Origin of the sequence: Bradyrhizobium lablabi (assembly GCF_001440475.1) — a bacterium.
Classification (GTDB): domain Bacteria; phylum Pseudomonadota; class Alphaproteobacteria; order Rhizobiales; family Xanthobacteraceae; genus Bradyrhizobium; species Bradyrhizobium lablabi.
The window spans coordinates 171,061-195,401 of the sequence record NZ_LLYB01000057.1 but is presented as its reverse complement, the minus strand read 5'-3'; the positions used below and the strand labels follow the sequence as shown (position 1 = coordinate 195,401).

The following is a 24,341-nucleotide window of genomic DNA, read 5'->3' as shown; positions in this document are numbered from 1 at the left end:
TACTGCCAGCGGCTACACCTGAGCAATGAGCGACGCGCGGTGACGCCGCCCCTGCCTTCGATTCGAAAATTACTTCTTCTTGCCGGCGATCGACTTGGCCGGGCCCTTGCGCGTGCGCGCATTGGTGTGGGTGCGCTGACCGCGCACCGGCAGGCCGCGGCGATGACGCAGGCCGCGATAGCAGCCGAGGTCCATCAGCCGCTTGATGTTGATGCCGGTCTCACGGCGAAGGTCGCCCTCGACGAGATAGTCGCGGTCGATCACTTCGCGGATCTGCAGGACTTCCTGGTCGCTCAACTGGCTGACGCGACGATCGGTCGGGATCTTGACCTTCTCCATGATGTCGGCAGCGTTCTTCTGGCCGATACCATGGATGTACTGGAGCGCGATCAGAACGCGCTTGTTGGTCGGGATATTCACGCCGGCAATACGGGCCACGGACTTCTCTCCTGTCGCCGATCCCCTATGGACCGGGCTATGTTCTTGCTAACTCGGGCAGGTGTCCGCAAACGCGAACACGACGCCCTCCCCTCATCTCTTCGGGGCCCGGCATCGTCAAAAACTATCCGACTTGGATGCGGGGCTTATTAAAGGATTCAACTCGGTTTCGTCAACCGCCTCTATCGCTTAGCTCGCTTTTTCGTGACCTTTTTGGCGGCCTTCCGGACGGTCTTCGGGGCTGCCTTTTTGGCCTTCCCGATAGCCCGTCGCTGGCTGGCCGGGGCAGCCTTTCCGGCCTTCCTGGAAGCCGCTTTCCTGCCCTTTGGGGCCGCTTTGGAGGCCTTTTTGGCCGTTTTGGCAGCCTTTTTAGCCGCCGGCCTGGCGGTCTTCCTGGCGGCTGCAGCGGCCTTCCTGGCCGGTGCCGCCACCTTCCTGGCTGGCGGCGCCTTGGGTTCCACTGCGCCAATCGCAGACAGGATGCGATTGATCTCCCGGGTGACGTGCTCGATCGTCATCATGCCGTCGACCGTCAGCAGCTTCCGCCGCTCGGAGTAGTAGTGAATCAGGGGCTCGGTCAGGGTGCGGTACTGCGCCAAGCGCTTGGTCAGCACTTCCGGCGTATCGTCGACCCGGACCTCTTCACCGCGCGCACGGGTTTCCTCGGCACGCTTTTCGACGCGCTCGAGCAACGCGCTCTCGTTGACGCGGAGTTCGACCACCGCGTCGAGCCTGAGATGCTTCTTCTTCAGGAGTTCATCGAGGGCTTCGGCCTGCGGCACCGTGCGCGGAAAGCCATCGAGGATGAAGCCCTTCTTGGCGTCGGGCTGCTCGATGCGGTCGGAGATGATGCCCACCACGACCTCGTCCGGGACGAGGCCGCCATTGGCCATGATGTCCTTGGCCTGCAGGCCGATCGGCGTTTCGGCGGCAACCGCGGAGCGGAGCATCTCGCCGGTCGAGAGCTGCACGATGCCGTGCCGGGAAACCAGCCGCTGCGCCTGGGTCCCCTTGCCCGAGCCCGGCGGCCCCAAAAGGATCAATCTCATGACTATTCGCCCCCCGGCTTGGTGAGCGAGATGCCGCACACCCTGTTATCGGATTTCAGACCACCCGCAGATCAGCGGCGGCGGCCCCTCAGCTTGGACTTCCGGATCAACCCCTCATACTGATGGGCCAGCAGATAACCCTGCACCTGCGCCACCGTATCCATGGTCACGCTGACGACGATCAGAAGCGAGGTTCCGCCGAAGTAGAACGGCACCGAGGCGTAGGAAATCAGGATTTCGGGAATCAGACAGACGATCGCCAGATAGATCGCGCCCAGCACGGTGATCCGCGACAGCACGTAGTCGATATATTCGGCGGTGCGCTCGCCCGGGCGGATGCCGGGGATGAAGCCGCCATGCTTCTTCAGATTGTCCGCGGTCTCGGTCGGGTTGAACACGATCGCGGTGTAGAAGAAGGCGAAGAACACGATCAGCGCCAGATAGAGGAACAGGAACAGCGGACGGCCGTGGCTGAGCTGGGTGTTCAGCCACTGGAACCATTCCGGCCCCTTGCCGGCGTTGAAGTTCGCAACCGTCGCCGGCAGCAACAGCAGCGACGAGGCGAAGATCGGCGGAATCACGCCCGAGGTGTTGAGCTTGAGCGGCAGATGCGAGGACTGGCCCTCGAACATCTTGTTGCCGACCTGGCGCTTCGGATACTGGATCAGGAGCCGGCGCTGCGCGCGTTCCATGAACACGATGAAGGCGATCACGGCGACCGCCATCACGATCACGATCAGGATCAGGCCGGTCGACAGCGCGCCCTGCCGTCCGAGTTCCAGCATGTTGGCCAAGGCTGAAGGCAGTTCGGCGACGATGCCGGCCAGAATGATCAGCGAAATACCGTTGCCGATGCCGCGCGAGGTGATCTGCTCGCCGAGCCACATCAGGAACATGGTGCCGCCGGTCAGCGTGATCGTGGTCGAGAGCAGGAAGAACGGGCCGGGGTCGCTGACGACGTTGCCCGCGCCCTGCAGGCCGACGGCGATGCCGTAGGACTGGAACGCGGCGAGAATCACCGTCAGGTAGCGGGTGTACTGGTTCAGCTTCTTGCGGCCCGCCTCGCCTTCCTTCTTCAAGGCTTCGAGCTGCGGCGACACCGTGGTCAGGAGCTGGATGATGATCGATGCCGAGATGTACGGCATGATGTTCAGCGCAAAGATCGCCATGCGGTGGATGCCGCCGCCGGCGAACATGTTGAACATGCCGAGAATGCCGCCGGCCTGCGACTTGAACACCTGCTCCCAGATCGCGGGATCAATGCCCGGCAGCGGGATATAGGTGCCCAGCCGATAAACAAGCAGCGCACCCAGCGTAAACCAGATGCGCTTCTTCAGTTCGTCGGCCTTCGCCAAAGCGCCGAAATTGAGGTTTGCCGCAAGTTGTTCTGCTGCTGAGACCATGTTCAGGCTTTCTCCCGCCGTCCCCCAGGCCGACGCCCCTTTCCGAGGCAATCGGCAGACGCCGGACATTATTTGGTGCTCGGCTTCGATAAGTCCATTGGTCTATGCCCGCGATCGGGCGGGCATGACGCAGATGTTACGCCGCCTCGCCTTCTTCCTTCTTGGCCGGGGCCAGGATCTTCACGGTGCCGCCGGCCTTCTCGACCGCCGCAACCGCGGATTTCGAGGCGCCATGCACCTCGATCGCCAGCTTGGCCTTGAGTTCGCCGCGGCCGAGCAGCCGCAGGCCGTCCTTGGCGCGGCGCAGCACGCCGGCCTTGACCAGCGATTCCGCGGTCACCGTTTCCTTGCCGTCGATCCGCTTGGCGTCGATCGCCTCCTGCAGACGGTCAAGGTTGATCTCGGCGAAGTGGAGCCGGAAGATATTGTTGAAACCGCGCTTCGGCAGGCGGCGATGCAGCGGCATCTGGCCGCCCTCGAAGCCCTTGATGCGCACGCCCGAACGCGCGGTCTGGCCCTTGCCGCCGCGGCCCGAAGTCTTGCCCTTGCCCGAACCGATGCCACGGCCGACGCGCATGCGCTTCTTGCGCGAGCCGGCGTTGTCGGCGATATCGCTGAGCTTCATCGTTAGCGTCCTTATCTCTTGCTTACTCGCCGACGACGCGGACGAGATGCTGGACCTTGTTGATCATGCCGCGAACTTCAGGAGTGTCCTGAAGCTCGGCAACCCGGCCGATCTTGTTGAGCTTGAGGCCGATCAGCGTCGAACGCTGCGAGTGGTGGCGGCGGATTGCGCTGCCGATCTGCTCGACCTTGATCGTCTTTGCGGCCTTGGCCATCGTCTTAACTCCAAAAAGCGCTGAAATCGCGCCGGTTATTCAGCCACCGCTTCGGCGTCGCCGCCGACGCGGCGCGACTGCAGCGTGGACACCTTGATGTTGCGGCGGGCTGCCACCGAACGCGGCGAATCCTGATGCTTCAGCGCGTCGAAGGTCGCGCGAACCATGTTGTAGGGATTCGACGAGCCGATCGACTTCGCCACCACGTCCTGGATGCCGAGCGTCTCGAACACCGCGCGCATCGGGCCGCCGGCGATGATGCCGGTACCGGCCGGAGCGGCACGCAGGTAGACGCGGCCGGCGCCGTGACGGCCGGCGATGTCGTGATGCAGCGTGCGGCCTTCGCGCAGAGCAACGCGCGTCAGGTTGCGCTTGGCCGACTCGGTCGCCTTGCGGATCGCCTCGGGCACTTCGCGCGCCTTGCCGTGGCCGAAACCGACCCGGCCCTTCTGATCGCCGATCACGACCAGCGCCGCAAAGCCGAAGCGCTTGCCGCCCTTGACGACCTTCGCCACGCGATTGATGTGGACGAGCTTGTCGACGAACTCGCTGTCGCGCTCCTCGCGATCCCTGCTCCGTTCGCGTCCGCCGCGTTCGCGTTCACCTGCCATGGTGTTTTCCAATCTTTAGGGGAGATAAGCCCCTGTCCTCGTAAATGTTCAAAACGGTTTCGTTAGAAGCTCAGTCCGCTCTCGCGGGCCGCATCCGCGAGCGCCTTGACGCGCCCGTGATAGAGATACTGACCGCGATCGAAAATCACTTCCTTGACGCCCTTTTGCACGGCGCGCTCCGCCAGCAGCTTGCCGACGGCCTTGGCCGCATCGATGTTGGCGCCCGTGTTGCCGGCCTCGCGCATGGTCTTTTCCAGCGACGAGGCGGAAGCGAGCGTCTCGCCCTTCAGGTCGTCGATGACCTGGGCGTAGATGTGCTTCGACGAACGGAACACCGACAGACGCAGGCGTCCATTGGCCGACCGGCGCAGCGCGTTGCGCACGCGCTGCTTGCGCCGGGCATTCGTGACCTTGAGTGACATGACCGGCTCCGTTACTTCTTCTTGCCTTCCTTGCGGAAGATGAATTCGTTGGCGTACTTCACGCCCTTGCCCTTGTAGGGCTCCGGCGGACGGTAGGCGCGAATCTCGGCGGCGACCTGCCCGACACGCTGGGAATCGGTGCCGGTGATCGTGATCTCGGTCGGCTTCGGCACCGCGATGGTGATGCCTTCCGGGATCGCGTAGACCACGTCGTGGCTGTAGCCGAGCGCGAGCTGCAGGTTCTTGCCCTGCATCGCGGCGCGGTAGCCGACGCCGGTGATCTCGAGCTTCTTCTCGAAGCCCTTGGTGACGCCCTCGACCAGGTTCGCGACCTGCGCGCGCGCGGTGCCGTACATGGCCTGGGCGCGGTTGGTCTTGAACTTCGGCGCGACCTTGACCGCACCGCTCTCGAACTTCACCTCGACGTCGTCATGCACGACGAACTGAAGCTGGCCCTTCGGCCCCTTCACCTTGACGGTCTGTCCTTCGACGGTCGCCGTCACACCGGACGGGATCGCCACAGGCCGTTTGCCAACACGTGACATGGCTAAAAATCCTTCCTCAGAACACCGTGAAGAGAACTTCGCCGCCCACATTCGCGTCGCGCGCTTCGTGGTCAGCCATGATTCCCTTCGGCGTCGACAACACCGAAATGCCGAGACCGTTGTTCACGCGCGGCAGGTTCTTCACCGACGCGTAAACCCGGCGACCGGGCTTGGAGACCCGCTCGATCTCGCGAATGACGGGCTCGCCGTCGAAATACTTCAGCTCGATCTCGAGCTCGCTGCGGCCCGATGCGTGTTCGACGCTGGCGTAGCCGCGGATGTAGCCCTCGGCCTTCAGCACTTCGAGCACGCTGGCGCGCATCTTCGAGCCCGGGGTCGAAACCTTGGACTTCGAACGCATCTGCGCGTTGCGGATGCGGGTGATGAGATCGCTGATCGGATCGTGCGTAGACATCTTGACGACCCTCCTTACCAGCTCGACTTCACGAGCCCGGGAACCAGGCCCTTGGAGCCGAGTTCACGCAGCGCGATGCGCGAGAGCTTGTTCTTGCGGTAGTTCGAGCGCGGACGACCGGTCAGCTCGCAGCGGTTGCGGATCCGCGTCGTCGACGAGTTGCGCGGCATCTGTGCGAGCTTCAGCGTCGCCGCGAAGCGCTCTTCCATCGGCTTGGTCTTGTCGGCGATGATCGCCTTCAGCTTCGCACGCTGCGGGGCGGCGTTCTTGGCCATCCGCTTGCGCCGGTTGTTCTTCTCGATCGAACTCTTCTTTGCCATGCTTGGCTCCTGGGTTTCCGCGTTTGAGAGGCTTTAGGGGCGTCTCACTGCCGGAACGGGAAATTGAAAGCGGTCAACAAGGCCCTCGCCTCGTCGTCGGTCTTCGCCGTGGTGCAGACGGTGATGTCCATGCCGCGGGCTTCCGAAACCTTGTCGAAATCGATTTCGGGGAAAATGATGTGCTCCTTGATGCCGAGCGAATAGTTGCCACGGCCGTCGAAGCTCTTCGGGTTCAGACCACGGAAGTCGCGCACGCGCGGCAATGCCACGTTCACCAGGCGATCGATGAACTCGTACATCCGCGCCTTGCGCAGCGTGACCTTGCAGCCGATCGGCTGGTTCTCGCGCAGCTTGAAGGTCGCGATCGCGATCCGCGAATAGGTCACGATCGCCTTCTGGCCGGCGATCTGCGTCAGTTCGGCAGCCGCGGTCTCGGCCTTCTTGCGGTCGTTGACGGAATCGCCGACGCCCATGTTGAGCACGACCTTGTCCAGCCGCGGCACCTGCATGACGTTGGCGTAGCCGAACTTCTCAGTCAGCTGGCCACGAATGGTCCTGTCATACTCCGCGCGCAGGCGCGGCGTGTAAGCGGTATCAGCCATCGATCTCTGCTCCCGAGCTCTTGGCAATCCGTACCTTCTTGCCATCGGCCTGAATCTTGAACCCAATGCGGGTCGGCTTTCCGTCCTTGCCGACATAGGCGACGTTGGACAGGTGGATCGGCGACTCCTTGGAGATGATGCCGCCTTCCTGGTTCTGGGTCTGCTTCTGGTGACGCTTCACCAGGTTGACGCCGCGCACCAGCGCCGTGTTGTCGGCGGGGCGGACCTCGAATACTTCGCCGGTGCGGCCCTTGTCGCGGCCGTTCAGCACGATGACCTTATCACCCTTGCGGATCTTGGCAGCCATCACAGCACCTCCGGCGCAAGTGAGATGATCTTCATGTGGTTCTTGGCGCGCAACTCGCGCGGCACGGGCCCGAAGATACGGGTGCCGACGGGCTCCGACTGGTTGTTGATCAGGACGGCGGCGTTGCGGTCGAAACGGATGACCGAACCGTCGGCGCGGCGGATGTCCTTGCGGACCCGCACCACGACGGCCTTCATCACGTCGCCCTTCTTCACCTTGCCGCGCGGAATCGCTTCCTTGATCGACACGACGATAACGTCGCCCACGGTGGCATAGCGGCGCTTGGAGCCCCCCAGCACCTTGATGCACATGACACGGCGTGCGCCTGAATTGTCGGCCACGTCGAGGTTGGTCTGCATCTGAATCATTGATGCACCTCGTCCTCTTTCTGCGCTTTTGCGCGCTAAAAATTTCCCTGAATTCCCTCGGCTAAGCCGAGATTATCAGGCCGTTTTCTTCTGTTCGCCCCGGACCACGGTCCAGCGCTTCAACTTCGAGATCGGCTTGCTCTCCTCGATCCAAACCATGTCGCCCGGCTTGAACTCGTTGTTCTCGTCGTGCGCGTGGTAGTTCTTGGAGCGGCGGATCGTCTTCTTGTAGATCGGATGGGTGAAGCGGCGATCGACGCGCACCACCACCGTCTTGGCTTGCTTGTCGCTCACGACCACGCCCTGAAGGGTACGTTTCGGCATAGGCGGCCTCTTACTTCTTCTTCGCGCGGGCTTGCGCGGCGATGGTCTTGATGCGGGCGATATCGCGGCGGGCTTCACGCAGCCGCGAGGTGTTCTCCAGCTGCCCGGTGGCGCGCTGGAAACGCAGGTTGAAACGCTCCTTCTTCAGATTGAGGACGGCGTCCTCCCTCTGGTCGTCGCTCATCGCGCGGATGTCTTCAACTTTCATCGGGGCCATGAGTGTTACTCCGCAATGCGCGCGACGAAGCGCGTCTTGATCGGCAGCTTGGCGGCGGCGAGCGAGAGCGCTTCCTTCGCGGTCTGCACGGTGACGCCGTCGATCTCGAAAATCACCCGGCCCGGCTTGACCCGCGCCACCCACAATTCCGGCGTACCCTTGCCCGAGCCCATGCGGACTTCGGCGGGCTTTTTCGACACCGGCAGATCCGGAAATACGCGGATCCAGACGCGGCCAGCGCGCTTCATGTGACGGGTCAGCGCGCGGCGCGCGGCTTCGATCTGGCGGGCGGTGATGCGCTCGGGCGCCATCGCCTTCAAGCCGAACTGGCCGAACGACAACGTCGCACCCGAAGTCGCAACGCCGTGGATACGGCCCTTATGCGCCTTCCGGAACTTCGTTTTCTTTGGTTGCATCATGGCTTTAAGCCCTCAAACCTTCTCTAATGTCTCACGCTGCGGCGGCGTCGCGGCGCGGGCGTGCAGTCTCGCCTTCGGCCATCTTCTTGTCCTGGGCCATCGGATCGTGCTCGAGGATCTCGCCCTTGAAGATCCAGACCTTGACGCCGCAGGTGCCGAACGTGGTGAACGCGGTCGCCACGCCGTAGTCGACGTCGGCGCGCAGCGTGTGCAACGGCACGCGGCCTTCGCGGTACCACTCCATGCGCGCGATTTCGGCGCCGCCGAGACGGCCCGAGCAGTTGATACGAATGCCCTCGGCACCGAGACGCATCGCCGACTGCACCGCCCGCTTCATGGCGCGGCGGAACGCGACGCGGCGCTCGAGCTGCTGGGCGATCGATTCGGCGACCAGCGTGGCGTCGAGCTCCGGCTTGCGGATTTCGACGATGTTGATGACGACGTCGGAAGCCGTGATGTCGGCAACCCGCTTGCGCAGCTTGTCGATGTCGGCGCCCTTCTTGCCGATCACGACGCCGGGACGCGCCGAGTGGATCGTCACGCGGCACTTCTTGTGCGGACGCTCGATCACGATGCGGGCCACGGCGGCCTGCTTGAGCTCCTTGTGCAGGATCTCGCGGATCCTGACGTCTTCATGCAGCAGCTTGCCGTATTCGCTCTTGCCGGCGAACCAGCGCGAATCCCAGGTGCGGTTAATGCCGAGACGCAGCCCGATTGGATTGATCTTTTGACCCATCGTATTCTCCCGCGCCGCTTTAAGCGCTTGCCTCGGCCTCGACCTGACGAACCACGATGGTCAGGTGCGAGAACGGTTTATAGATTCGGCCCGAGCGGCCACGGCCGCGCGGCGCAAAACGCTTCATGACGATGCCGTTGCCGACATGCGCCTCGGCGACGACGAGATCGTCGACTTCGAGGTCATGGTTGTTCTCGGCGTTGGCGATCGCCGACTCCAGGCACTTCTTGACGTCGACCGCGATCCGCTTGCGCGAGAACTGCAGGTCGGCGAGCGCAGCCGAAGCCTTCCGGCCGCGGATCAGCTGAGCGACCAGGTTGAGCTTCTGCGGGCTGACGCGCAGCATCCGGGCAACCGCCTTGGCCTCGTTGTCCGCGAGGCTACGTTCGCGCTTTGGTTTGCTCATCGTCTATTCCTCAAGCCTTCTTGGCTTTCTTGTCGCCCGAGTGGCCATGGAAGGTACGGGTCGGCGAGAACTCGCCGAACTTGTGACCAACCATTTCCTCGTTGACCGAGACCGGCACATGCTTCTGGCCGTTGTAGACGCCGAACGTCAGGCCGACGAACTGCGGCAGGATGGTCGAGCGGCGGCTCCAGATCTTGATGACGTCGTGACGGCCGGACGCACGCGCCGCATCTGCCTTCTTGAGCAGCGACGCCTCGACGAACGGGCCTTTCCAGACTGAACGAACCATGTCCGGCGTTCCTTACTTCTTCCGCTTGTGGCGGCTTAGGAGGATGAATCGGTTGGTCGACTTGTTCGACCGCGTCTTCTTGCCCTTGGTCGGCTTGCCCCACGGGGTGACCGGGTGGCGGCCGCCCGAGGTGCGGCCTTCGCCGCCGCCATGCGGGTGGTCGATCGGGTTCATGACGACGCCGCGGTTATGCGGACGCCAGCCCAGCCAGCGGGTGCGGCCGGCCTTGCCGATCGAGATGTTCATGTGGTCCGGGTTCGACACCGCACCGATGGTGCCGCGGCAACGGCCGTGCACCAGGCGCTGTTCGCCCGAGTTCAGGCGCAGAATGACGTAGTCCTGGTCGCGGCCGACGATCTGGGCGTAGGTGCCGGCCGAACGCGCGATCTGGCCGCCCTTCCCGATCTTCATCTCGATGTTGTGGATGATCGTGCCGACCGGCATGTTGCCGAGCGGCATGACATTGCCCGGCTTCACGTCGACATGGCTGCCGGCGACGACCGTGTCGCCCACGGCCAGGCGCTGCGGCGCCAGGATGTAGGCCTGCTCGCCGTCCTGATACTTGATCAGCGCGATGAACGCTGTGCGGTTCGGATCGTATTCCAGCCGCTCGACGACAGCCGGAACGTCAACCTTGTTCCGCTTGAAGTCGACGATGCGGTAGGCCTTCTTGTGGCCGCCGCCGCGGAAGCGCACGGTGATGCGGCCGGTGTTGTTGCGGCCGCCATTGCCGAGCTTGCCCTCGGTCAGCGCCTTAACCGGCTTGCCCTTGTAGAGCGCCGAACGGTCGACCATCACCAGCTGGCGCTGGCCCGGCGTCGTCGGATTATATGTTTTCAATGCCATCGCTGTGTCGCCTTATAGTCCGGTGGTGACGTCGATGCGGTGGCCCTCTTCGAGGGTCACGACCGCCCGCTTCACGTCCGACTGCGAGCCGAAATTGCCACGGAACACCTTGGTCTTGCCCTTGCGGACCAGCGTGTTCACGCTCTTCACCTTGACGTCGAACAGCTTTTCGACGGCTTCCTTGATTTGCGGCTTGGTCGCCTTGTTGGCGACCTTGAACACGACCTTGTTGTGCTCCGACGCAACCGTCGCCTTTTCGGTGACGACGGGGGCTACGATCACGTCGTAATGGCGCGGATCGATATTCTTCATTTGAAGCGCGCCTCCAGCGCATCCACTGCCGCCTTCGTCAGCACGAGCTTCTGACGGCGCAGAATGTCGTAGACGTTGATGCCCTGGATCGGCAGCACGTCGATATTCGGAATGTTGCGCGCAGCGGTCGCGAAACCGGTGTTGAGCTCGGCGCCGTCGATGATCAGCGCGTTGGTGAGCCCGAGGCCGGAGAAATGACCGACCAGCGCCTTGGTCTTGGCATCCTTGACCTGTGCATTGTCGATCACGATCAGCCCGCCGTCCTTGGCCTTCGCCGACAGAGCGTGCTTGAGCGCAAGCGCCCGCACCTTCTTCGGCAGGTCGGTCGCGTGCGAGCGAACCACCGGACCGAACGCACGGCCACCGCCGCGGAACTGCGGCACGCGGGCCGAGCCGTGACGGGCGCCGCCGGTGCCCTTCTGCTTGTACATCTTCTTGCCGGTGCGCCAGACGTCGGCGCGGCCTTGCGACTTGTGCGTTCCAGCCTGGCGCTTGTTGAGCTGCCATTGCACGCAACGCTGGATGATGTCGACGCGCGGCTCCAGACCGAAGATCGCGTCCGAGAGCTGGACCGATCCGGCTTCCTTACCTTCGAGGGTCGTGACTTTCAGTTCCATCTCACGCGCCCTCCTGCTCGGCCGGAGCAGCCTGCTCGCCGCCGGCGACCTTGAACTTGCCGGGCTTCGGAGCTTCCTTTGGCAACGGCTTCTTCACGGCGTCGCGCACCGAGATCCAGCCGCCCTTGGAGCCGGGAACGGCGCCCTCGACGAGGATCAGGCCGCGCTCGACGTCGGTCTGCACCACACGCAGGTTGAGCGTGGTGATGCGATCGACACCCATGTGACCGGGCATCTTCTTGTTCTTGAAGGTCTTGCCGGGATCCTGACGTCCGCCGGTCGAACCGATCGAACGGTGCGAGATCGACACGCCGTGGGTGGCGCGCAGACCGCCGAAATTCCAGCGCTTCATGCCGCCGGCAAATCCCTTACCGACCGAGGTGCCGGTAACGTCGACGAACTGGCCGACCACGAAGTGGTCCGCCTGGATCTCGGCGCCAACCGGGATCAGCGCGTCTTCCGACACGCGAAACTCGGTGACCTTCCGCTTTGGCTCGACCTTGGCGACCGCGAACTGGCCGCGCTCTGCCTTCGGCAGATAGACGGTCTTGCGGGTACCGGCGCCGAGCTGCAGCGCGACATAGCCGTTCTTTTCGGTGGTGCGATGGCCAAGCACCTGGCAGTTGCCCAGCTTGAGCACGGTCACGGGGATATGTTCGCCGGTCTCCGTAAAGACCCGCGTCATCCCGACCTTTTGTGCGATCACTCCGGAGCGCATCGGCGTGCTTCCTGTTCTTTCTGTCCGCTAACGTCGGACGATCCTGAAAATCTTAGAGCTTGATCTCGACGTCGACACCGGCGGCCAGGTCGAGCTTCATCAAAGCATCGACGGTCTGCGGGGTCGGGTCGACAATGTCGAGAAGGCGCTTGTGGGTGCGCATCTCGAATTGCTCGCGGCTCTTCTTGTCGACGTGCGGCGAACGGTTGACGGTGAACTTCTCGATGCGGGTGGGCAGCGGAATGGGTCCGCGAACCTGGGCACCGGTACGTTTCGCCGTGTTCACGATCTCCCGGGTCGACGTATCGAGGATTCGATGGTCGAACGCCTTGAGACGGATGCGAATATTTTGGCCGTTCATTGCCGTTGTCTTTCTTTGTCGCTTAATACGAGTAGTGAGCAGCGAATAGCGAATGAAACCATTCGCTATTCGCCTTTCCTGTTCTCTTTACTCGATGATGGCGGCGACGACGCCGGCGCCGACGGTGCGGCCGCCTTCGCGGATCGCGAAGCGCAGCTTTTCTTCCATTGCGATCGGCACAATCAGGTGCACTTCCATCGCGATGTTGTCGCCCGGCATCACCATTTCGGTGCCTTCGGGCAGGTGCACGACGCCGGTCACGTCGGTGGTGCGGAAGTAGAACTGGGGCCGGTAGTTGGTGAAGAACGGGGTGTGACGACCGCCCTCTTCCTTGGTCAGGATGTAGGCCTCAGCCTTGAACTTGGTGTGCGGCTTGACCGAACCCGGCTTGCACAGCACCTGGCCACGCTCGACTTCCTCGCGCTTGGTACCGCGGAGCAGCGCACCGATGTTGTCGCCAGCCTGGCCCTGATCGAGCAGCTTGCGGAACATTTCAACGCCCGTGACGATGGTCTTCTGGGTGTCGCGCAGACCGACGATTTCGATTTCCTCGCCGACCTTGATGATGCCGCGCTCGACACGGCCGGTGACGACGGTGCCGCGGCCCGAGATCGAGAACACGTCTTCAACCGGCATCAGGAACGGCTGGTCGACCGGACGCTCCGGCTGCGGAATGTAGGAATCGACATTCTTCATCAGCTCGAGGATGGCGTCGTGACCGAGCGCCTTGTCCTTGTCTTCGAGGGCGGCGAGCGCCGAGCCCTTGATGATCGGAATGGTGTCGCCCGGGAATTCGTACTTCGAGAGCAGTTCGCGAACTTCGAGTTCGACGAGCTCGAGCAGTTCCGGATCGTCGACCATGTCGCACTTGTTCAGGAACACGACGAGCGCGGGCACGCCGACCTGGCGGGCGAGCAGGATGTGCTCGCGGGTCTGCGGCATCGGGCCGTCGGCGGCCGACACGACCAGGATCGCGCCGTCCATCTGGGCGGCGCCGGTGATCATGTTCTTCACGTAGTCGGCGTGGCCGGGGCAGTCGACGTGGGCATAGTGACGGTTGGTCGTCTCGTACTCGACGTGAGCGGTCGAGATCGTGATGCCGCGCGCCTTCTCTTCCGGCGCCTTGTCGATCTGGTCGTACGCCGTGAACGTCGCACCGCCGGTTTCAGCCAGCACCTTGGTGATCGCTGCGGTCAGCGAGGTCTTGCCATGGTCGACGTGACCGATGGTTCCGATGTTGCAGTGCGGTTTATTACGTTCAAACTTTGCTTTGGCCATTTGACTCTCCGTTCAGTCGTTAACTGCCGTCAACGACAATCAGGCAAACTTCTTCTGGACTTCTGCCGACACGTTCGCCGGCGCTTCAGCGTAGTGATCGAATTGCATCGTAAAGGTCGCGCGCCCCTGGCTCATCGAGCGCAGGTTATTCACGTACCCGAACATGTTCATCAGCGGCACCATCGCGTTGATGACGTTGGCGTTGCCGCGCATGTCCTGGCCCTGGATCTGGCCGCGCCGGGAATTCAGGTCGCCGATGACCGAACCGGTGTAGTCTTCCGGGGTCACCACCTCGACCTTCATGATCGGCTCGAGCAGAACAGACTTGCCCTTCGTCAGCGCCTCGCGGAATGCGGCGCGCGATGCGATTTCGAAGGCCAGCGCCGACGAGTCGACGTCGTGATACTTACCGTCGACCAGCTGGACCTTGACGTCGACCACCGGGAAGCCGGCAACCACGCCCGAGCCCATCACGCTGTTGAGGCCCTTTTCGACGCCGGGGATGTATTCCTTCGGCACCGCGCCGCCGACGATCTTGGACTCGAACTCGTAACCCTTGCCGGGCTCGTTCGGCTCCACGATGATCGACACTTCGGCGAACTGACCGGTACCACCGGTCTGCTTCTTGTGCGTGTACTTCACTTCAGCGCGCTTGGTGACACGCTCGCGGAACGCCACCTGCGGCGCGCCGATGTTGGCGTCGACCTTGTAGGTGCGCTTGAGGATGTCGACCTTGATGTCGAGATGGAGTTCGCCCATGCCCTTGAGGATGGTCTGGCCGGACTCCTGGTCGGTCGACACGCGGAACGACGGATCTTCGGCGGCGAGCTTCGCCAGCGCGACGCCGAGCTTTTCCTGGTCGGCCTTCGACTTCGGCTCGATCGCGATTTCGATCACCGGCTCCGGGAATTCCATCTTTTCGAGGATGACCTGCTTGTCGGGATCGCACAGCGTGTCACCGGTGCGCGCTTCCTTCAGGCCAGCCAGCGCGACGATGTCGCCGGCATAGGCTTCCTTGATGTCTTCGCGGTTGTTCGCATGCATCAACAGCATGCGGCCGATGCGCTCTTTCTTCTCGCGGGTCGAGTTCACCACGCCGGTGCCCGACTGCAGGATACCCGAATAGATGCGGCAGAAGGTGATGGTGCCGACGAACGGGTCGTCCATGATCTTGAACGCGAGCAGAGCCAGCGGCTCCTTGTCGTCGGCCTTGCGCACCACTTCGTTGCCGTCATCGTCGGTGCCCTTGATCGCGGGCACGTCGATCGGCGACGGCAGATAGTCGACGACGGCGTCGAGCAGCGGCTGCACGCCCTTGTTCTTGAAGGCCGAGCCGCAGAGCACGGGATAGAACGCGCCGGTCAGCACGGCCTTGCGGATCAGCCGCTTCAGCGTCGCTTCATCCGGCTCCTTGCCGTCGAGATAGGCAGCCATGGCGTCGTCGTCGAGCTCGACGGCGGCTTCCACCATCTTCTCGCGATATTCCTTGGCCTGGTCGACGAGATCGGCCGGAATGTCGACGTAATCGAATTTCGCGCCGAGCGATTCATCGTTCCAGATGATGCCCTGCATCTTCACGAGGTCGACGAGACCCTTGAAATTGTTCTCGGCGCCGATCGGGAGCTGGATCGCGATCGGCTTGGCGCCGAGGCGGTCGACGATGTCGGCGAGACACTTGAAGAAGTCGGCGCCGGTCTTGTCCATCTTGTTGGCGAAGACGATGCGCGGAACCTTGTACTTGTCGCCCTGGCGCCAGACGGTTTCGGTCTGCGGCTCGACGCCCTGGTTGGAGTCGAGCACGCACACGGCGCCGTCGAGCACGCGCAGCGAACGCTCGACTTCGATGGTGAAGTCGACGTGGCCGGGGGTGTCGATGATGTTCAGGCGCTTGCCGTTCCAGAACGCGGTGGTGGCAGCCGAGGTGATCGTGATGCCACGCTCCTGCTCCTGCTCCATCCAGTCCATCGTCGCGGCACCTTCGTGCACTTCGCCGATCTTGTGGCTCTTGCCGGTGTAATAGAGGATGCGCTCGGTGGTCGTGGTCTTACCGGCATCGATATGCGCCATGATACCGAAGTTACGGTAGTCCTCGATGGCATGTTGGCGGGGCATAGACTGTTCCTTAAATCCGTTCTTCGCCGTTACCAGCGATAATGCGAGAAGGCACGGTTGGCTTCCGCCATCCGGTGCACGTCTTCACGCTTCTTGACGGCGTTCCCCCGGTTGTTCGACGCGTCGAGCAGCTCGGCCGAGAGCCGCTCCGTCATCGTCTTTTCGTTACGCTCGCGCGCCGCAGTGATCAGCCAGCGAATGCCCAGCGCCTGACGGCGGACCGAGCGGACCTCGACCGGCACCTGGTAGGTGGCGCCACCGACGCGGCGCGACCGCACTTCAATGGTCGGCATGACGTTTTCCAGCGCCTGCTCGAATACGGTGAGCGGCCCCTGCTTGGTCTTGGCCTCGATCATGGCAAGCGCGCCGTAGACAATGTTTTCGGCGGCGGACTTCTTGCCGTCGTACATGATCGAATTCATGAACTTCGTAATGATGATGTTCCCGAACTTCGGATCCGGGTTGACTTCACGCTTTTCGGCAGAATGGCGACGAGACATCGTATCTGTTCCCGCTTACTTCGGACGCTTCGCGCCGTACTTCGAACGACGCTGCTTACGGTTCTTGACGCCCTGGGTATCGAGGACGCCGCGGAGGATGTGATAGCGAACGCCGGGCAAGTCCTTGACGCGACCGCCGCGGATCATGACCACCGAGTGCTCCTGAAGGTTATGGCCTTCACCCGGGATGTAGCCGATCACCTCGAAGCCGTTGGTCAGGCGCACCTTGGCGACTTTACGAAGCGCCGAGTTCGGCTTCTTCGGGGTCGTGGTGTAGACGCGCGTGCAAACGCCGCGCTTCTGCGGCGACTGCTGCAGCGCCGGCACCTTCTTGCGCGACTTCTGTACCGTACGCGGATTTGCGATCAGCTGGTTGATCGTCGGCATGTAGCCTTCACCCTTTAGTTCGCGCGAAACCTTGAATGGCTTCGCAAATTCTTCTCGGAACTAGCCGTTCCGTTCGGCCCGCCCTGCGCAGAAGAAATATCCGCGCAAAACGAAATCGCGCCAACCACTCATCGCTGAGCGGAAAGCGCTTCGACGCCACAGAGGACCGCGATTGAAGGCCGATCAGCGGTCGCTGTCCGGCCTGCTTCCGAGGTCATGCATCCGAGTTCACTCTCAAGAGGACGTGCTCAAGAGAACTAAAATCGTCCTGGCATTGCCTAGCAATATATCGACAGCGTTTGAGCGGCATTCGTCGAGGTTGGTGCCCGTCCAGGCCCTTTAGGAAACTTCCAGAAGGATTTGAAAGGGTGTTCCGTTCCGACGCTGGCGTTGCTCACCGCCTGTCGTTAAGTGGCCGTCTTCTATAAGCGGTGGATAGCTAAGTCAAGCGAAACGAGAACACTGGAAATGCCTATGGGGCCAGCGGATTCAGTGCTTCGCGCAAATTCGGGAAGTCCGAAACAGGCAACAACGCCCTGCTCCCCTGCGGCCCGAGTCGGTATTTTTACCCGGATAAATACAACCAGAAACAATATTCTCCTGGGTTTCACTCCAAAACCGGGAGCCCGGCTAAGCCTTTATTTGCCTTTCGGGGTGCAAAAGTGTCGCACCCCGGCCGAGATTCCACATGAAATATACCGACATTGCGATCATCGGGGGCGGCCTAGCCGGCTCGACCGCGGCCGCCATGCTCGGACGCGCCGGAATCCCGACGGTTCTGATCGATCCGCATCAGGTCTATCCCTTCGACTTCCGCGTCGAAAAAATCAGCGGCGACGAGCAGGTCGGCCGCTTCTACCAGACCGGAATCGCCGATTCGGTGCTGCGCTCGGCTACCCATGACGGGGAAAACTGGATCGCGCGATTCGGCTATTTGCTCGACAAGAAGCCGAGCCGCCAATACGGCATCATGTATGACGCGCTGATCGGCGCGGTCCGCGCCGAAATCGCGCCTCCCGCCGAAATCATCTACGCCAAGGTGACCGATGTCGCGACGAGCGCGGAGCGGCAGAAGCTGACGCTGTCCGACGGCAAGACCATCTCGGCGCGGCTCGTGGTGCTGGCCAATGGACTGAGCGTCGGGCTGCGCCGCAATCTCGGCATCGAGCGCGAGGTGATCAGCGCCAGCCATTCGATCTCGATCGGATTCGACCTCGTCCCGGTCGGCCGCCCGGCCTTCGAATTCCCTGCCCTGACCTATTTTTCGGAACGGGCGAAGGAGCGCGTGGCCTATGTGACGCTGTTCCCGATCGGAAAGCGGATGCGGGCCAACCTTTTCGTCTACCGGGAGGTCGACGACCCCTGGCTGCGCGAGATGCGCAAGAAGCCGGTCGAGACCATGAACGCCGTGCTGCCGCGGCTGCGCCGGATCACCGGCGAATACGCCGTTGCCGGCGACGTCAAGATCCGCCCGGCCGATGTCTATGTTTCGACCGGCTATCGCCAGCCCGGCATCGTTCTGGTCGGCGACGCCTTTGCCGCCACCTGCCCGGTCACCGGCACCGGCACCGACAAGGTGTTCACCGACGTGGCGCAGCTCTGCAACGTCCACATCCCCGCCTGGCTTGCCAGCGAAGGCATGAGCGAAGCCAAGATCGCTTCCTTCTACGACGATCCGGTCAAGCAGGCCTGCGACGCCTGGTCGATGAGCAAAGCGATCAGCTTCCGCAAGGTCACGATCGAAAACGGGCTCTATTGGCAGGCCCAGCGCTGGGCGCGCTTCCTGGCATGGTTCGGCGAAGGCGCGTTGCGGCGGATACGCAACGGGATCAGCGCAGGCTCAAACCGCCCTGCTCGCGCCTCGTCGTCTTCATTGTCGTCGTCGGCCTGATCCCTCTGTTGCGAAGGCGCGCCCGCGGGTTAGCTTGCGACCGATCGGCGCAGCCGATACAGGCAATACGCGATCTTTTTGAATTCGAGCCGCCAGGAAACCACGATGGCGTCCGCTGCCAAGACGCTTCGCATTAGCTTCGTGCAATGCCGCGGCACGCCGTACCAAGTCGGCCGCGCACAGGCGGTTGCCTTTGCGGCGACGCTCAGGGGGTAAAGCGTTTCTCCGCAAAAAAATGCTGCTGCCGGGGTGGCTCAACATTCGCGCCGAAGAACGCGCGTTCAAGGCTTACGCGCCCGCACTATGGGAGGAGATCGTCGGGATCGCCGAGGGGCTCGACGTCCCGATGGAGCGAGCGGTCGCTTGTTTCGGAAATGGGGGCTTGCGGATGCCGACCGGTGGCTGTTCGGCAACCATGGGCGGTGGTGTGTATGGCCGCAATTATGACTTCCGGCCGCGCGGGTACGAGGCGCGCTTCGCTCTCGTGCAGCCGACTGGCAGCTACGCCAGCATCGGCAGCAGCCACCAGTTGACCGGACGGCTGGACGGCATGAACGAGCACGGGCTGACCATCGGTCTCCATCTTGTGAAAGTGCGGCCAATATTACGCGGCCTCACCAGCACGTTGCTGGTCAGACGGGTGCTCGACAGCTGCGCAACCACGGCGGAGGCAATCAACCTTCTGCGAAGCCTGCCCCACGCGATGAAGTACAATTATTCGCTGCTCGACGCCGGCGGTGCGGCTGCAGTGATCGAAGCGGGCGCCGGAGCCGTGGTGGCTCGCCGTGGCGACTGGCTCGCTTGCACCAATCATTTCCAGTCGCCGCAACTGGCGCGCTTGAACCCCCGTGTCGCGCATTCGATCAGCCGGCTGCCGCCGCTGGAAAACTGGGCCGCGCGAGCGCTGAGTGCCGAACAGACATTTACGGCTCTGAACTTTTCCGCCTCGCCGGCTTTCCACAACTACGGCAACGCCCAAACGCTGCACACCATCGTTGCCGAGCCGGCCAGACGAAGGCTCCTGATTGGCATCGGCGGCGATGCGGCCGCGCTCGATGAGGACATGCTGGATGTCGATTTCAAGCTTTGGGTTGCCGGTGAGGATATGCCGGTGAAGCAACTGAAAGGACAACTTGGCTTAGGTCGGCAATCAACCCAGCGAACGCGAGTGCGTCGACAGTTTAAGATCCGGATCTAGCGAGACGCCGGCTACCGGTTCCTAATCAAGCAGGACGATATCGTCGCCCGGTCGAACCAGCCCCTCCACCAGCACGATTGCAATTCTCGCCTGACGTTTCCCGGTCGCGGCGGCCTGAATTACTCCTCCTCGTCGTCATCCTCGTCGTCGTCTTCATTGTCGTCGTCGGCCTGACTGGCGGCGTTGTGCGGCGTATGGCCCTGGTCGTCCCAGAGCTTGCGGTAGACGCCGTTGGCCGCGAGCAATTGCACATGCGAGCCGCGCTCAATCGCCCTGCCGCCTGAAATCACGATGATCTCGTCCATCTCGACCACCGACGTCAGGCGGTGGGTCGACCAGATCATGGTGCGCCCCTCCGCCACGTTGAGCAGCGTGCGGTTGATCGCCGCCTCCGTGGTCTGGTCGAGCGCCGAGGTCGCTTCGTCGAGCAGCAGCAGCGACGGATTGCGGATGATGGCGCGCGCGATCGCGATGCGCTGGCGCTGGCCGCCCGACAACGTATCGCCGCGCTCGCCGACCGGCGTGTCGTATTTCTGCGGCAGGCTCATGATGTAGCTGTGGATCTCGGCCTTGCGCGCGGCTTCCTCGACTTCCTCGTCGCTGGCGCCTTCCTTGCCGAGCCGGATGTTCTCGCGAATCGTCATGTTGAACAGCATGTTCTCCTGGAACACGATGGCCATCCCGGCGCGCAGGGATTCGCGGGTCACGCGGCGGATATCGACGCCGTCGATCGCCACCCGGCCCTCGTCCGGCGTGTAGAGCCGCAGGATCAGGTTGAGCAGCGTGCTCTTGCCCGAGCCGCTGGGGCCCACGACCGCGATGCGTTTGCCGACATTTAGCTTGAGGCTGAAATTATCGAGCACCGGCGTCTCGCTGCCTTCATAGGCGAAAGTGACGCGCTCGAAGCTGATGTCGTTGGTGATGCGCGGCAGGTCGGGCGCGCCCGGACGGTCGGCGCCGCGCGTCGGCTCATCCAGCAGCTCCTGGATATGCCGCACCGCCGCCGCCGACTGGATCGACACCGGAATGAAATGCATCAGATGGGCGATGTTGTAGGACACCTCCCAGAACGCGCTTTCGAAGGTGACGAAGGTGCCGATGGTGATCTGGCCCTTGGTGGCGAGATAGGCGCCGATCGCCAGCACGACGAGGTGCAGCAACAGCACCGAAATGGTGACGGTGCGCTCCACCATGGTCGACAGGAACACCGCGGACGCCGTCTTGATGCGCACATCCTGGTTGCGCATGGTGAACCAGCCGAGCGTGCGGCGCTGCAGGCTGAACGCCTTGATGACCGCCTGCGCCGCCACGTTTTCCTGAACCGTGCCGAGCAGTGCCGACTCATTCAACTTCTGCTCGTAGTTTGCCTGCACCGCCTTCGGCGTCAGGATCCGCGGCCCGATCAGCGTGATCGGAAACACCAGCAAGGCGACTGCCGCAAGCTGCCAGTTCAGGAACAGCATCAGGATGATGCCGGCGATCAATTCCAGGAACGGCAAGGCGGCGCTGTTGGCAAACGTCTTGACCGAGCCTTCGAAGGCCGCGAGGTCGATCGAGAAGCGCGAGAGAATCTCGCCGCGCTTGGTCTTGGCAAAATACGACGACGGCAGATTCTGGACGTGCTCGAACAGCCGCGTCCGCACATCGGCGATGATTGACGCCGCCAGCCGCGCATCCCAGCGCTCGTACCAGACTGCGATGATCGAGGTGATGATGCCGGCAACCGCGAGTACGCCGAGGATCTTGTAGAGCGCCTGGAAGTCCTCCTCGCCGAGCGCGTCGTCGATCAGGAATTTCAGGCTCAGCGGCATGATGACGTTGAACAGCGTCTCGACGAGAACGCCAAAGGTCACGAAGGCGAACAGCTTGCGGTAATTGCCCACATACGGCCTGACGAAGCCGACGATGGTCGCCATCGCGCCGGCGGCTTCCTTGGCGGTGAAGACGACGAGATCCTCGTCATCATCATCGTCGTCGAGCTCCAGCTCGTCGTCCTCGTCGGCTTTATTGGCTTTGTCGGCATCATCCGCAGGCGCACCCGCGGTCTTGCCGCCGGTCGGCGGCGCGACAGCCTCGAGCATAAGCTTCTTCGTGAGCTCCGGATCGTCAGCCGGAACGGGATTCCGATCATCCGAAGAAGGAGGCTTGGGCGCCATGAAACCAACCGATGCTGCACGGCCGGCATGACCGCAAATCGAACGCGGCAGCGTCAAATGCTACCGCGGCGATCCTATGCGATCGGGATCAATTCGGCAAAATATTTGGAACGACCGGCCCTGATTCATCGGGGCCGGCCGGACCTCAATCGTCCGATTCGACCTTGTCGAAGAACGAATAACGCAGGCTGTCGGCGTCGGCGTACCACTGCCCCGGCCCCTTGTTGGCCGCCAGCGTCGCCGCCCACACCGCATCGGTGCAATCGCGACGGTGCATGGAAAGGTCGAAGCCGTTGCCGAAGAACAATTCGGACCATTCCCACCAGGTGCCGAGCTTCTTCACGCCGCGCAGCAGGTCGTAACGGTCGATCAGCGCAGGCGCCATGTCTGAAGTCACCGACCCGAACACCAGCCCGGTCTTCACGACGCGGTTGAGTTCGCGCACGGCGCGCGGGACCTGCTTTTCGGCGACATGGCACAGGCTGGTCTCGAACACGAAGTCGAACTCTTCGTCCTTGAACGGCATGTCGACGATCGAGCCGAGCTTGTTGAACTTGCGCAGCGCCTTGGGCGTCCTGGCGTGGATCGCCTTGTTGTTCTCGATGCCCCAGGCATCGATGCCGCGTTCGCGCAGCGCGCCGACCAGTTCGCCGCTGGCGGAACCCGCCACGAGCAGCTTGTAGCCCTTCGCCCTGTTCCAGACGATCTTGATCAGGTCGATCAGATAGGCCGGATCGGTGAACCGGTTCCAGACTTCGCTGTAGGGGCCCAGCCCACGATAATTCTCGAAATAGCTGCGGTCGATCTTGTCGGACGACGCCTCGCCCGTCTGCGAGCGGGCGCGGCGCAGCCGCATCATCTCGGTCAGAATGATATCGGTTGCGGCATCCGAGGAGTCGAGCAGGCCGTTCAGCGTCGAATCGAACAGATAGTCGCCGACCACGACGATCCCGGGATGTTCTTTCGGCTCGGGCCGATGGTTGGTCATGACGTCGCGCACCGGCAGTCCGCCCGGCAGCGCGTTCACCGACGACAACCAGCGATGGATCTTGCCTTCCATGAAATGATCGCGCGCATTGCCGAGAGATGGCGGCAACGATTTCAGCGCGGCGTCGATCAGTTCCTGGTCGCTGAGATTGGCAAACGCCAGCGCATCGGAGCCGGCGATCAGCCAGTTGAGCACGCCGTGCTTGCCGACGTCGTGGCGGGCGCCCTCATTGTAGACGCAGCAGCCGCCGAACGCTTCCGACATGAACCAGGCGCCGGGGATTTTCTCGCCCCAGAACGGCTCGTCGAACAGGATCGAAACCCGCAAATAATGCGCCGGACGGTCGAAATAGGCGACGTGCTTGACCATCGACTTGCGCAGGTCCTCGCCATCCCAGCGCATGGTGGCAAGCCAGGAATGCGGCAGGCACATCAGCACGAGATCGAAATCCCTCGTCTCCGGCCCCTTCCCGTTCATCATGTTGAGCTGGTAGCGGCCGGCCGCGGTCTTTCCGACCTTCAGCACGCGATGATTGAGCTGGATGTCGGCATCGACTTCCGAGCGCAGGCACTCGATCAACTGCTCGTTGCCATTCTGGATCGAATACAGGCCGATATAGCCGTCGATATCCATCACGAAGTTTTTCAGCGCGTTCAGCCCGTTGGTATTGTGGGCCTCGGTCGCGATATCGGAGCGCGCCATCACCTTGAGGAAGCGCTTGGCGGTGGGATCGTCGACTTCCTTGTCGAGCACTTCCTCGCAGGTCAAGTAGGCCCAAGGGTGCTCGTTGTCGTGGGCGCCGACGCCCTCGTAATACTCGATCGGCGACACCAGGTCGGTGCAGCGCTTGCGGAACGCCTCGATCGCAGCAGCGGTTTTCGTGCCGTATTTGCGACGCATGCCGGGAACGTCCTCGAGCAGTTCGCCGTCGAGATGCACCTGCTCGGCATCCATCGGGATGGTCTGCAGGCCGAAATGCTGGATCAGTTCCCGCAGGGGATCCGGACCGGTCATCGAGTAGTCGTAGATTTCGGCGACGCCGGCTTCATACATCGCCGGCGCGGAATCGAATTTGCGCGAGACGATCTTGCCTCCGACGCGATCGGACGCCTCGTAGATGGTAACGCGGCAGAGATCGCCGAGCTTTTTCTTCAAATACCAGGCGCTCATCAGCCCGCCCGGGCCGCCGCCTACGATTGCAAGATCCAACATGTCGTTTCCGTCGCCCTCCGGCTCCCCCTGCCTACAGGAATACAGCCGGTCTAAA

The 24,341-nt window shown here is 62.7% G+C and carries 32 protein-coding genes; 2 read left to right on the top strand and 30 right to left on the bottom strand.

The window, feature by feature from the left end; all coding sequences use genetic code 11:
* Positions 1–69 precede the first annotated feature (69 nt).
* From rpsM to rpsL, 28 genes are all read right to left on the bottom strand, one after another.
* Entirely contained in the window at positions 70–438 is a 369-nt protein-coding gene (rpsM, locus tag CQ14_RS11680; RefSeq protein WP_057858019.1) for a 30S ribosomal protein S13, read from the bottom strand.
* A gap of 182 nt (positions 439–620) precedes the next feature.
* Positions 621–1,487, bottom strand: coding sequence for an adenylate kinase (locus CQ14_RS11675; RefSeq protein WP_057858018.1), 867 nt, complete (start codon positions 1,485–1,487; stop codon positions 621–623).
* A 71-nt stretch (positions 1,488–1,558) separates the two neighbouring features.
* Entirely contained in the window at positions 1,559–2,890 is a 1,332-nt protein-coding gene (gene secY / locus CQ14_RS11670; protein ID WP_057858017.1) for a preprotein translocase subunit SecY, read from the bottom strand.
* 136 nt (positions 2,891–3,026) lie between these two features.
* Positions 3,027–3,515: a 50S ribosomal protein L15 gene (gene rplO / locus CQ14_RS11665; RefSeq protein ID WP_057858016.1), complete on the bottom strand. Its 489-nt coding sequence runs from the start codon at positions 3,513–3,515 to the stop codon at positions 3,027–3,029.
* 22 nt (positions 3,516–3,537) lie between these two features.
* On the bottom strand, positions 3,538–3,729 hold the full coding sequence (gene rpmD, locus CQ14_RS11660) for a 50S ribosomal protein L30 (protein WP_057834255.1): 192 nt from the start codon (positions 3,727–3,729) through the stop codon (positions 3,538–3,540).
* Positions 3,730–3,764: 35 nt separating this feature from the next.
* Positions 3,765–4,340 (bottom strand): 30S ribosomal protein S5, encoded by a 576-nt coding sequence (gene rpsE / locus CQ14_RS11655; protein ID WP_029081759.1) that lies wholly within the window; start codon positions 4,338–4,340, stop codon positions 3,765–3,767.
* A gap of 62 nt (positions 4,341–4,402) precedes the next feature.
* Entirely contained in the window at positions 4,403–4,762 is a 360-nt protein-coding gene (gene rplR, locus CQ14_RS11650) for a 50S ribosomal protein L18 (RefSeq protein ID WP_057858015.1), read from the bottom strand.
* 11 nt (positions 4,763–4,773) lie between these two features.
* A complete protein-coding gene (gene rplF / locus CQ14_RS11645; protein WP_057834253.1) occupies positions 4,774–5,307 on the bottom strand; it encodes a 50S ribosomal protein L6 in 534 nt (177 codons plus the stop codon).
* Between the two features lie 16 nt (positions 5,308–5,323).
* Positions 5,324–5,722, bottom strand: coding sequence for a 30S ribosomal protein S8 (gene rpsH, locus CQ14_RS11640; RefSeq protein ID WP_057858014.1), 399 nt, complete (start codon positions 5,720–5,722; stop codon positions 5,324–5,326).
* Between the two features lie 14 nt (positions 5,723–5,736).
* Positions 5,737–6,042 carry a 30S ribosomal protein S14 gene (rpsN, locus tag CQ14_RS11635; protein ID WP_028349047.1) on the bottom strand — a complete coding sequence of 102 codons (306 nt, stop codon included), beginning with the start codon at positions 6,040–6,042 and terminating at the stop codon, positions 5,737–5,739.
* A 44-nt stretch (positions 6,043–6,086) separates the two neighbouring features.
* Complete coding sequence (rplE, locus tag CQ14_RS11630; RefSeq protein ID WP_057858013.1) at positions 6,087–6,644, bottom strand: 50S ribosomal protein L5; 558 nt, start codon at positions 6,642–6,644, stop codon at positions 6,087–6,089.
* Positions 6,637–6,951 (bottom strand): 50S ribosomal protein L24, encoded by a 315-nt coding sequence (rplX, locus tag CQ14_RS11625; protein WP_057858012.1) that lies wholly within the window; start codon positions 6,949–6,951, stop codon positions 6,637–6,639. Before rplX ends, rplE begins: the two co-directional genes overlap by 8 nt.
* A complete protein-coding gene (gene rplN / locus CQ14_RS11620; RefSeq protein WP_011473865.1) occupies positions 6,951–7,319 on the bottom strand; it encodes a 50S ribosomal protein L14 in 369 nt (122 codons plus the stop codon). The genes rplX and rplN overlap by 1 nt, the downstream gene beginning before the upstream one ends.
* A 75-nt stretch (positions 7,320–7,394) precedes the next feature.
* Complete coding sequence (gene rpsQ / locus CQ14_RS11615) at positions 7,395–7,643, bottom strand: 30S ribosomal protein S17 (protein ID WP_009797129.1); 249 nt, start codon at positions 7,641–7,643, stop codon at positions 7,395–7,397.
* 10 nt (positions 7,644–7,653) lie between these two features.
* The gene (rpmC, locus tag CQ14_RS11610; protein WP_057834249.1) at positions 7,654–7,860 is read right to left on the bottom strand and encodes a 50S ribosomal protein L29; all 207 of its coding nucleotides are present in this window, start codon (positions 7,858–7,860) and stop codon (positions 7,654–7,656) included.
* Positions 7,861–7,865: 5 nt separating this feature from the next.
* Positions 7,866–8,279, bottom strand: coding sequence for a 50S ribosomal protein L16 (gene rplP / locus CQ14_RS11605; protein WP_025588649.1), 414 nt, complete (start codon positions 8,277–8,279; stop codon positions 7,866–7,868).
* A 31-nt stretch (positions 8,280–8,310) separates the two neighbouring features.
* The gene (gene rpsC / locus CQ14_RS11600; RefSeq protein ID WP_057858011.1) at positions 8,311–9,015 is read right to left on the bottom strand and encodes a 30S ribosomal protein S3; all 705 of its coding nucleotides are present in this window, start codon (positions 9,013–9,015) and stop codon (positions 8,311–8,313) included.
* Between the two features lie 19 nt (positions 9,016–9,034).
* Positions 9,035–9,421: a 50S ribosomal protein L22 gene (rplV, locus tag CQ14_RS11595; RefSeq protein ID WP_057834247.1), complete on the bottom strand. Its 387-nt coding sequence runs from the start codon at positions 9,419–9,421 to the stop codon at positions 9,035–9,037.
* A gap of 10 nt (positions 9,422–9,431) precedes the next feature.
* Positions 9,432–9,710: a 30S ribosomal protein S19 gene (gene rpsS / locus CQ14_RS11590; protein ID WP_024509042.1), complete on the bottom strand. Its 279-nt coding sequence runs from the start codon at positions 9,708–9,710 to the stop codon at positions 9,432–9,434.
* A 12-nt stretch (positions 9,711–9,722) separates the two neighbouring features.
* Entirely contained in the window at positions 9,723–10,556 is an 834-nt protein-coding gene (gene rplB, locus CQ14_RS11585; RefSeq protein WP_057858010.1) for a 50S ribosomal protein L2, read from the bottom strand.
* A 12-nt stretch (positions 10,557–10,568) separates the two neighbouring features.
* Positions 10,569–10,868, bottom strand: coding sequence for a 50S ribosomal protein L23 (locus CQ14_RS11580; RefSeq protein ID WP_057834245.1), 300 nt, complete (start codon positions 10,866–10,868; stop codon positions 10,569–10,571).
* Positions 10,865–11,485, bottom strand: coding sequence for a 50S ribosomal protein L4 (gene rplD, locus CQ14_RS11575; RefSeq protein WP_057858009.1), 621 nt, complete (start codon positions 11,483–11,485; stop codon positions 10,865–10,867). Before rplD ends, CQ14_RS11580 begins: the two co-directional genes overlap by 4 nt.
* A gap of 1 nt (position 11,486) precedes the next feature.
* Complete coding sequence (rplC, locus tag CQ14_RS11570) at positions 11,487–12,203, bottom strand: 50S ribosomal protein L3 (protein WP_057858008.1); 717 nt, start codon at positions 12,201–12,203, stop codon at positions 11,487–11,489.
* A gap of 52 nt (positions 12,204–12,255) precedes the next feature.
* On the bottom strand, positions 12,256–12,564 hold the full coding sequence (rpsJ, locus tag CQ14_RS11565; RefSeq protein WP_002712302.1) for a 30S ribosomal protein S10: 309 nt from the start codon (positions 12,562–12,564) through the stop codon (positions 12,256–12,258).
* A gap of 87 nt (positions 12,565–12,651) precedes the next feature.
* Positions 12,652–13,842 carry an elongation factor Tu gene (gene tuf, locus CQ14_RS11560; protein WP_057858007.1) on the bottom strand — a complete coding sequence of 397 codons (1,191 nt, stop codon included), beginning with the start codon at positions 13,840–13,842 and terminating at the stop codon, positions 12,652–12,654.
* 39 nt (positions 13,843–13,881) lie between these two features.
* Positions 13,882–15,954 carry an elongation factor G gene (gene fusA / locus CQ14_RS11555; RefSeq protein ID WP_057858006.1) on the bottom strand — a complete coding sequence of 691 codons (2,073 nt, stop codon included), beginning with the start codon at positions 15,952–15,954 and terminating at the stop codon, positions 13,882–13,884.
* A 29-nt stretch (positions 15,955–15,983) separates the two neighbouring features.
* Positions 15,984–16,454 (bottom strand): 30S ribosomal protein S7, encoded by a 471-nt coding sequence (gene rpsG / locus CQ14_RS11550; RefSeq protein ID WP_028349061.1) that lies wholly within the window; start codon positions 16,452–16,454, stop codon positions 15,984–15,986.
* A gap of 15 nt (positions 16,455–16,469) precedes the next feature.
* A complete protein-coding gene (rpsL, locus tag CQ14_RS11545; RefSeq protein WP_027536823.1) occupies positions 16,470–16,841 on the bottom strand; it encodes a 30S ribosomal protein S12 in 372 nt (123 codons plus the stop codon).
* 688 nt (positions 16,842–17,529) lie between these two features.
* On the opposite strand from rpsL, the gene CQ14_RS11540 reads away from it, so the two are divergent.
* Positions 17,530–18,732, top strand: coding sequence for an FAD-dependent oxidoreductase (locus CQ14_RS11540; protein WP_057858005.1), 1,203 nt, complete (start codon positions 17,530–17,532; stop codon positions 18,730–18,732).
* Positions 18,733–18,967: 235 nt separating this feature from the next.
* Entirely contained in the window at positions 18,968–19,930 is a 963-nt protein-coding gene (locus CQ14_RS11535; protein WP_057858004.1) for a C45 family autoproteolytic acyltransferase/hydrolase, read from the top strand.
* Between the two features lie 119 nt (positions 19,931–20,049).
* On the opposite strand, the gene CQ14_RS11530 is transcribed toward CQ14_RS11535, so the two are convergent.
* Both CQ14_RS11530 and CQ14_RS11525 read right to left on the bottom strand, forming a co-directional pair.
* On the bottom strand, positions 20,050–22,086 hold the full coding sequence (locus CQ14_RS11530) for an ABC transporter ATP-binding protein (protein WP_057858118.1): 2,037 nt from the start codon (positions 22,084–22,086) through the stop codon (positions 20,050–20,052).
* 145 nt (positions 22,087–22,231) lie between these two features.
* On the bottom strand, positions 22,232–24,286 hold the full coding sequence (locus CQ14_RS11525; RefSeq protein WP_057858003.1) for an FAD-dependent oxidoreductase: 2,055 nt from the start codon (positions 24,284–24,286) through the stop codon (positions 22,232–22,234).
* Positions 24,287–24,341: the final 55 nt, after the last annotated feature.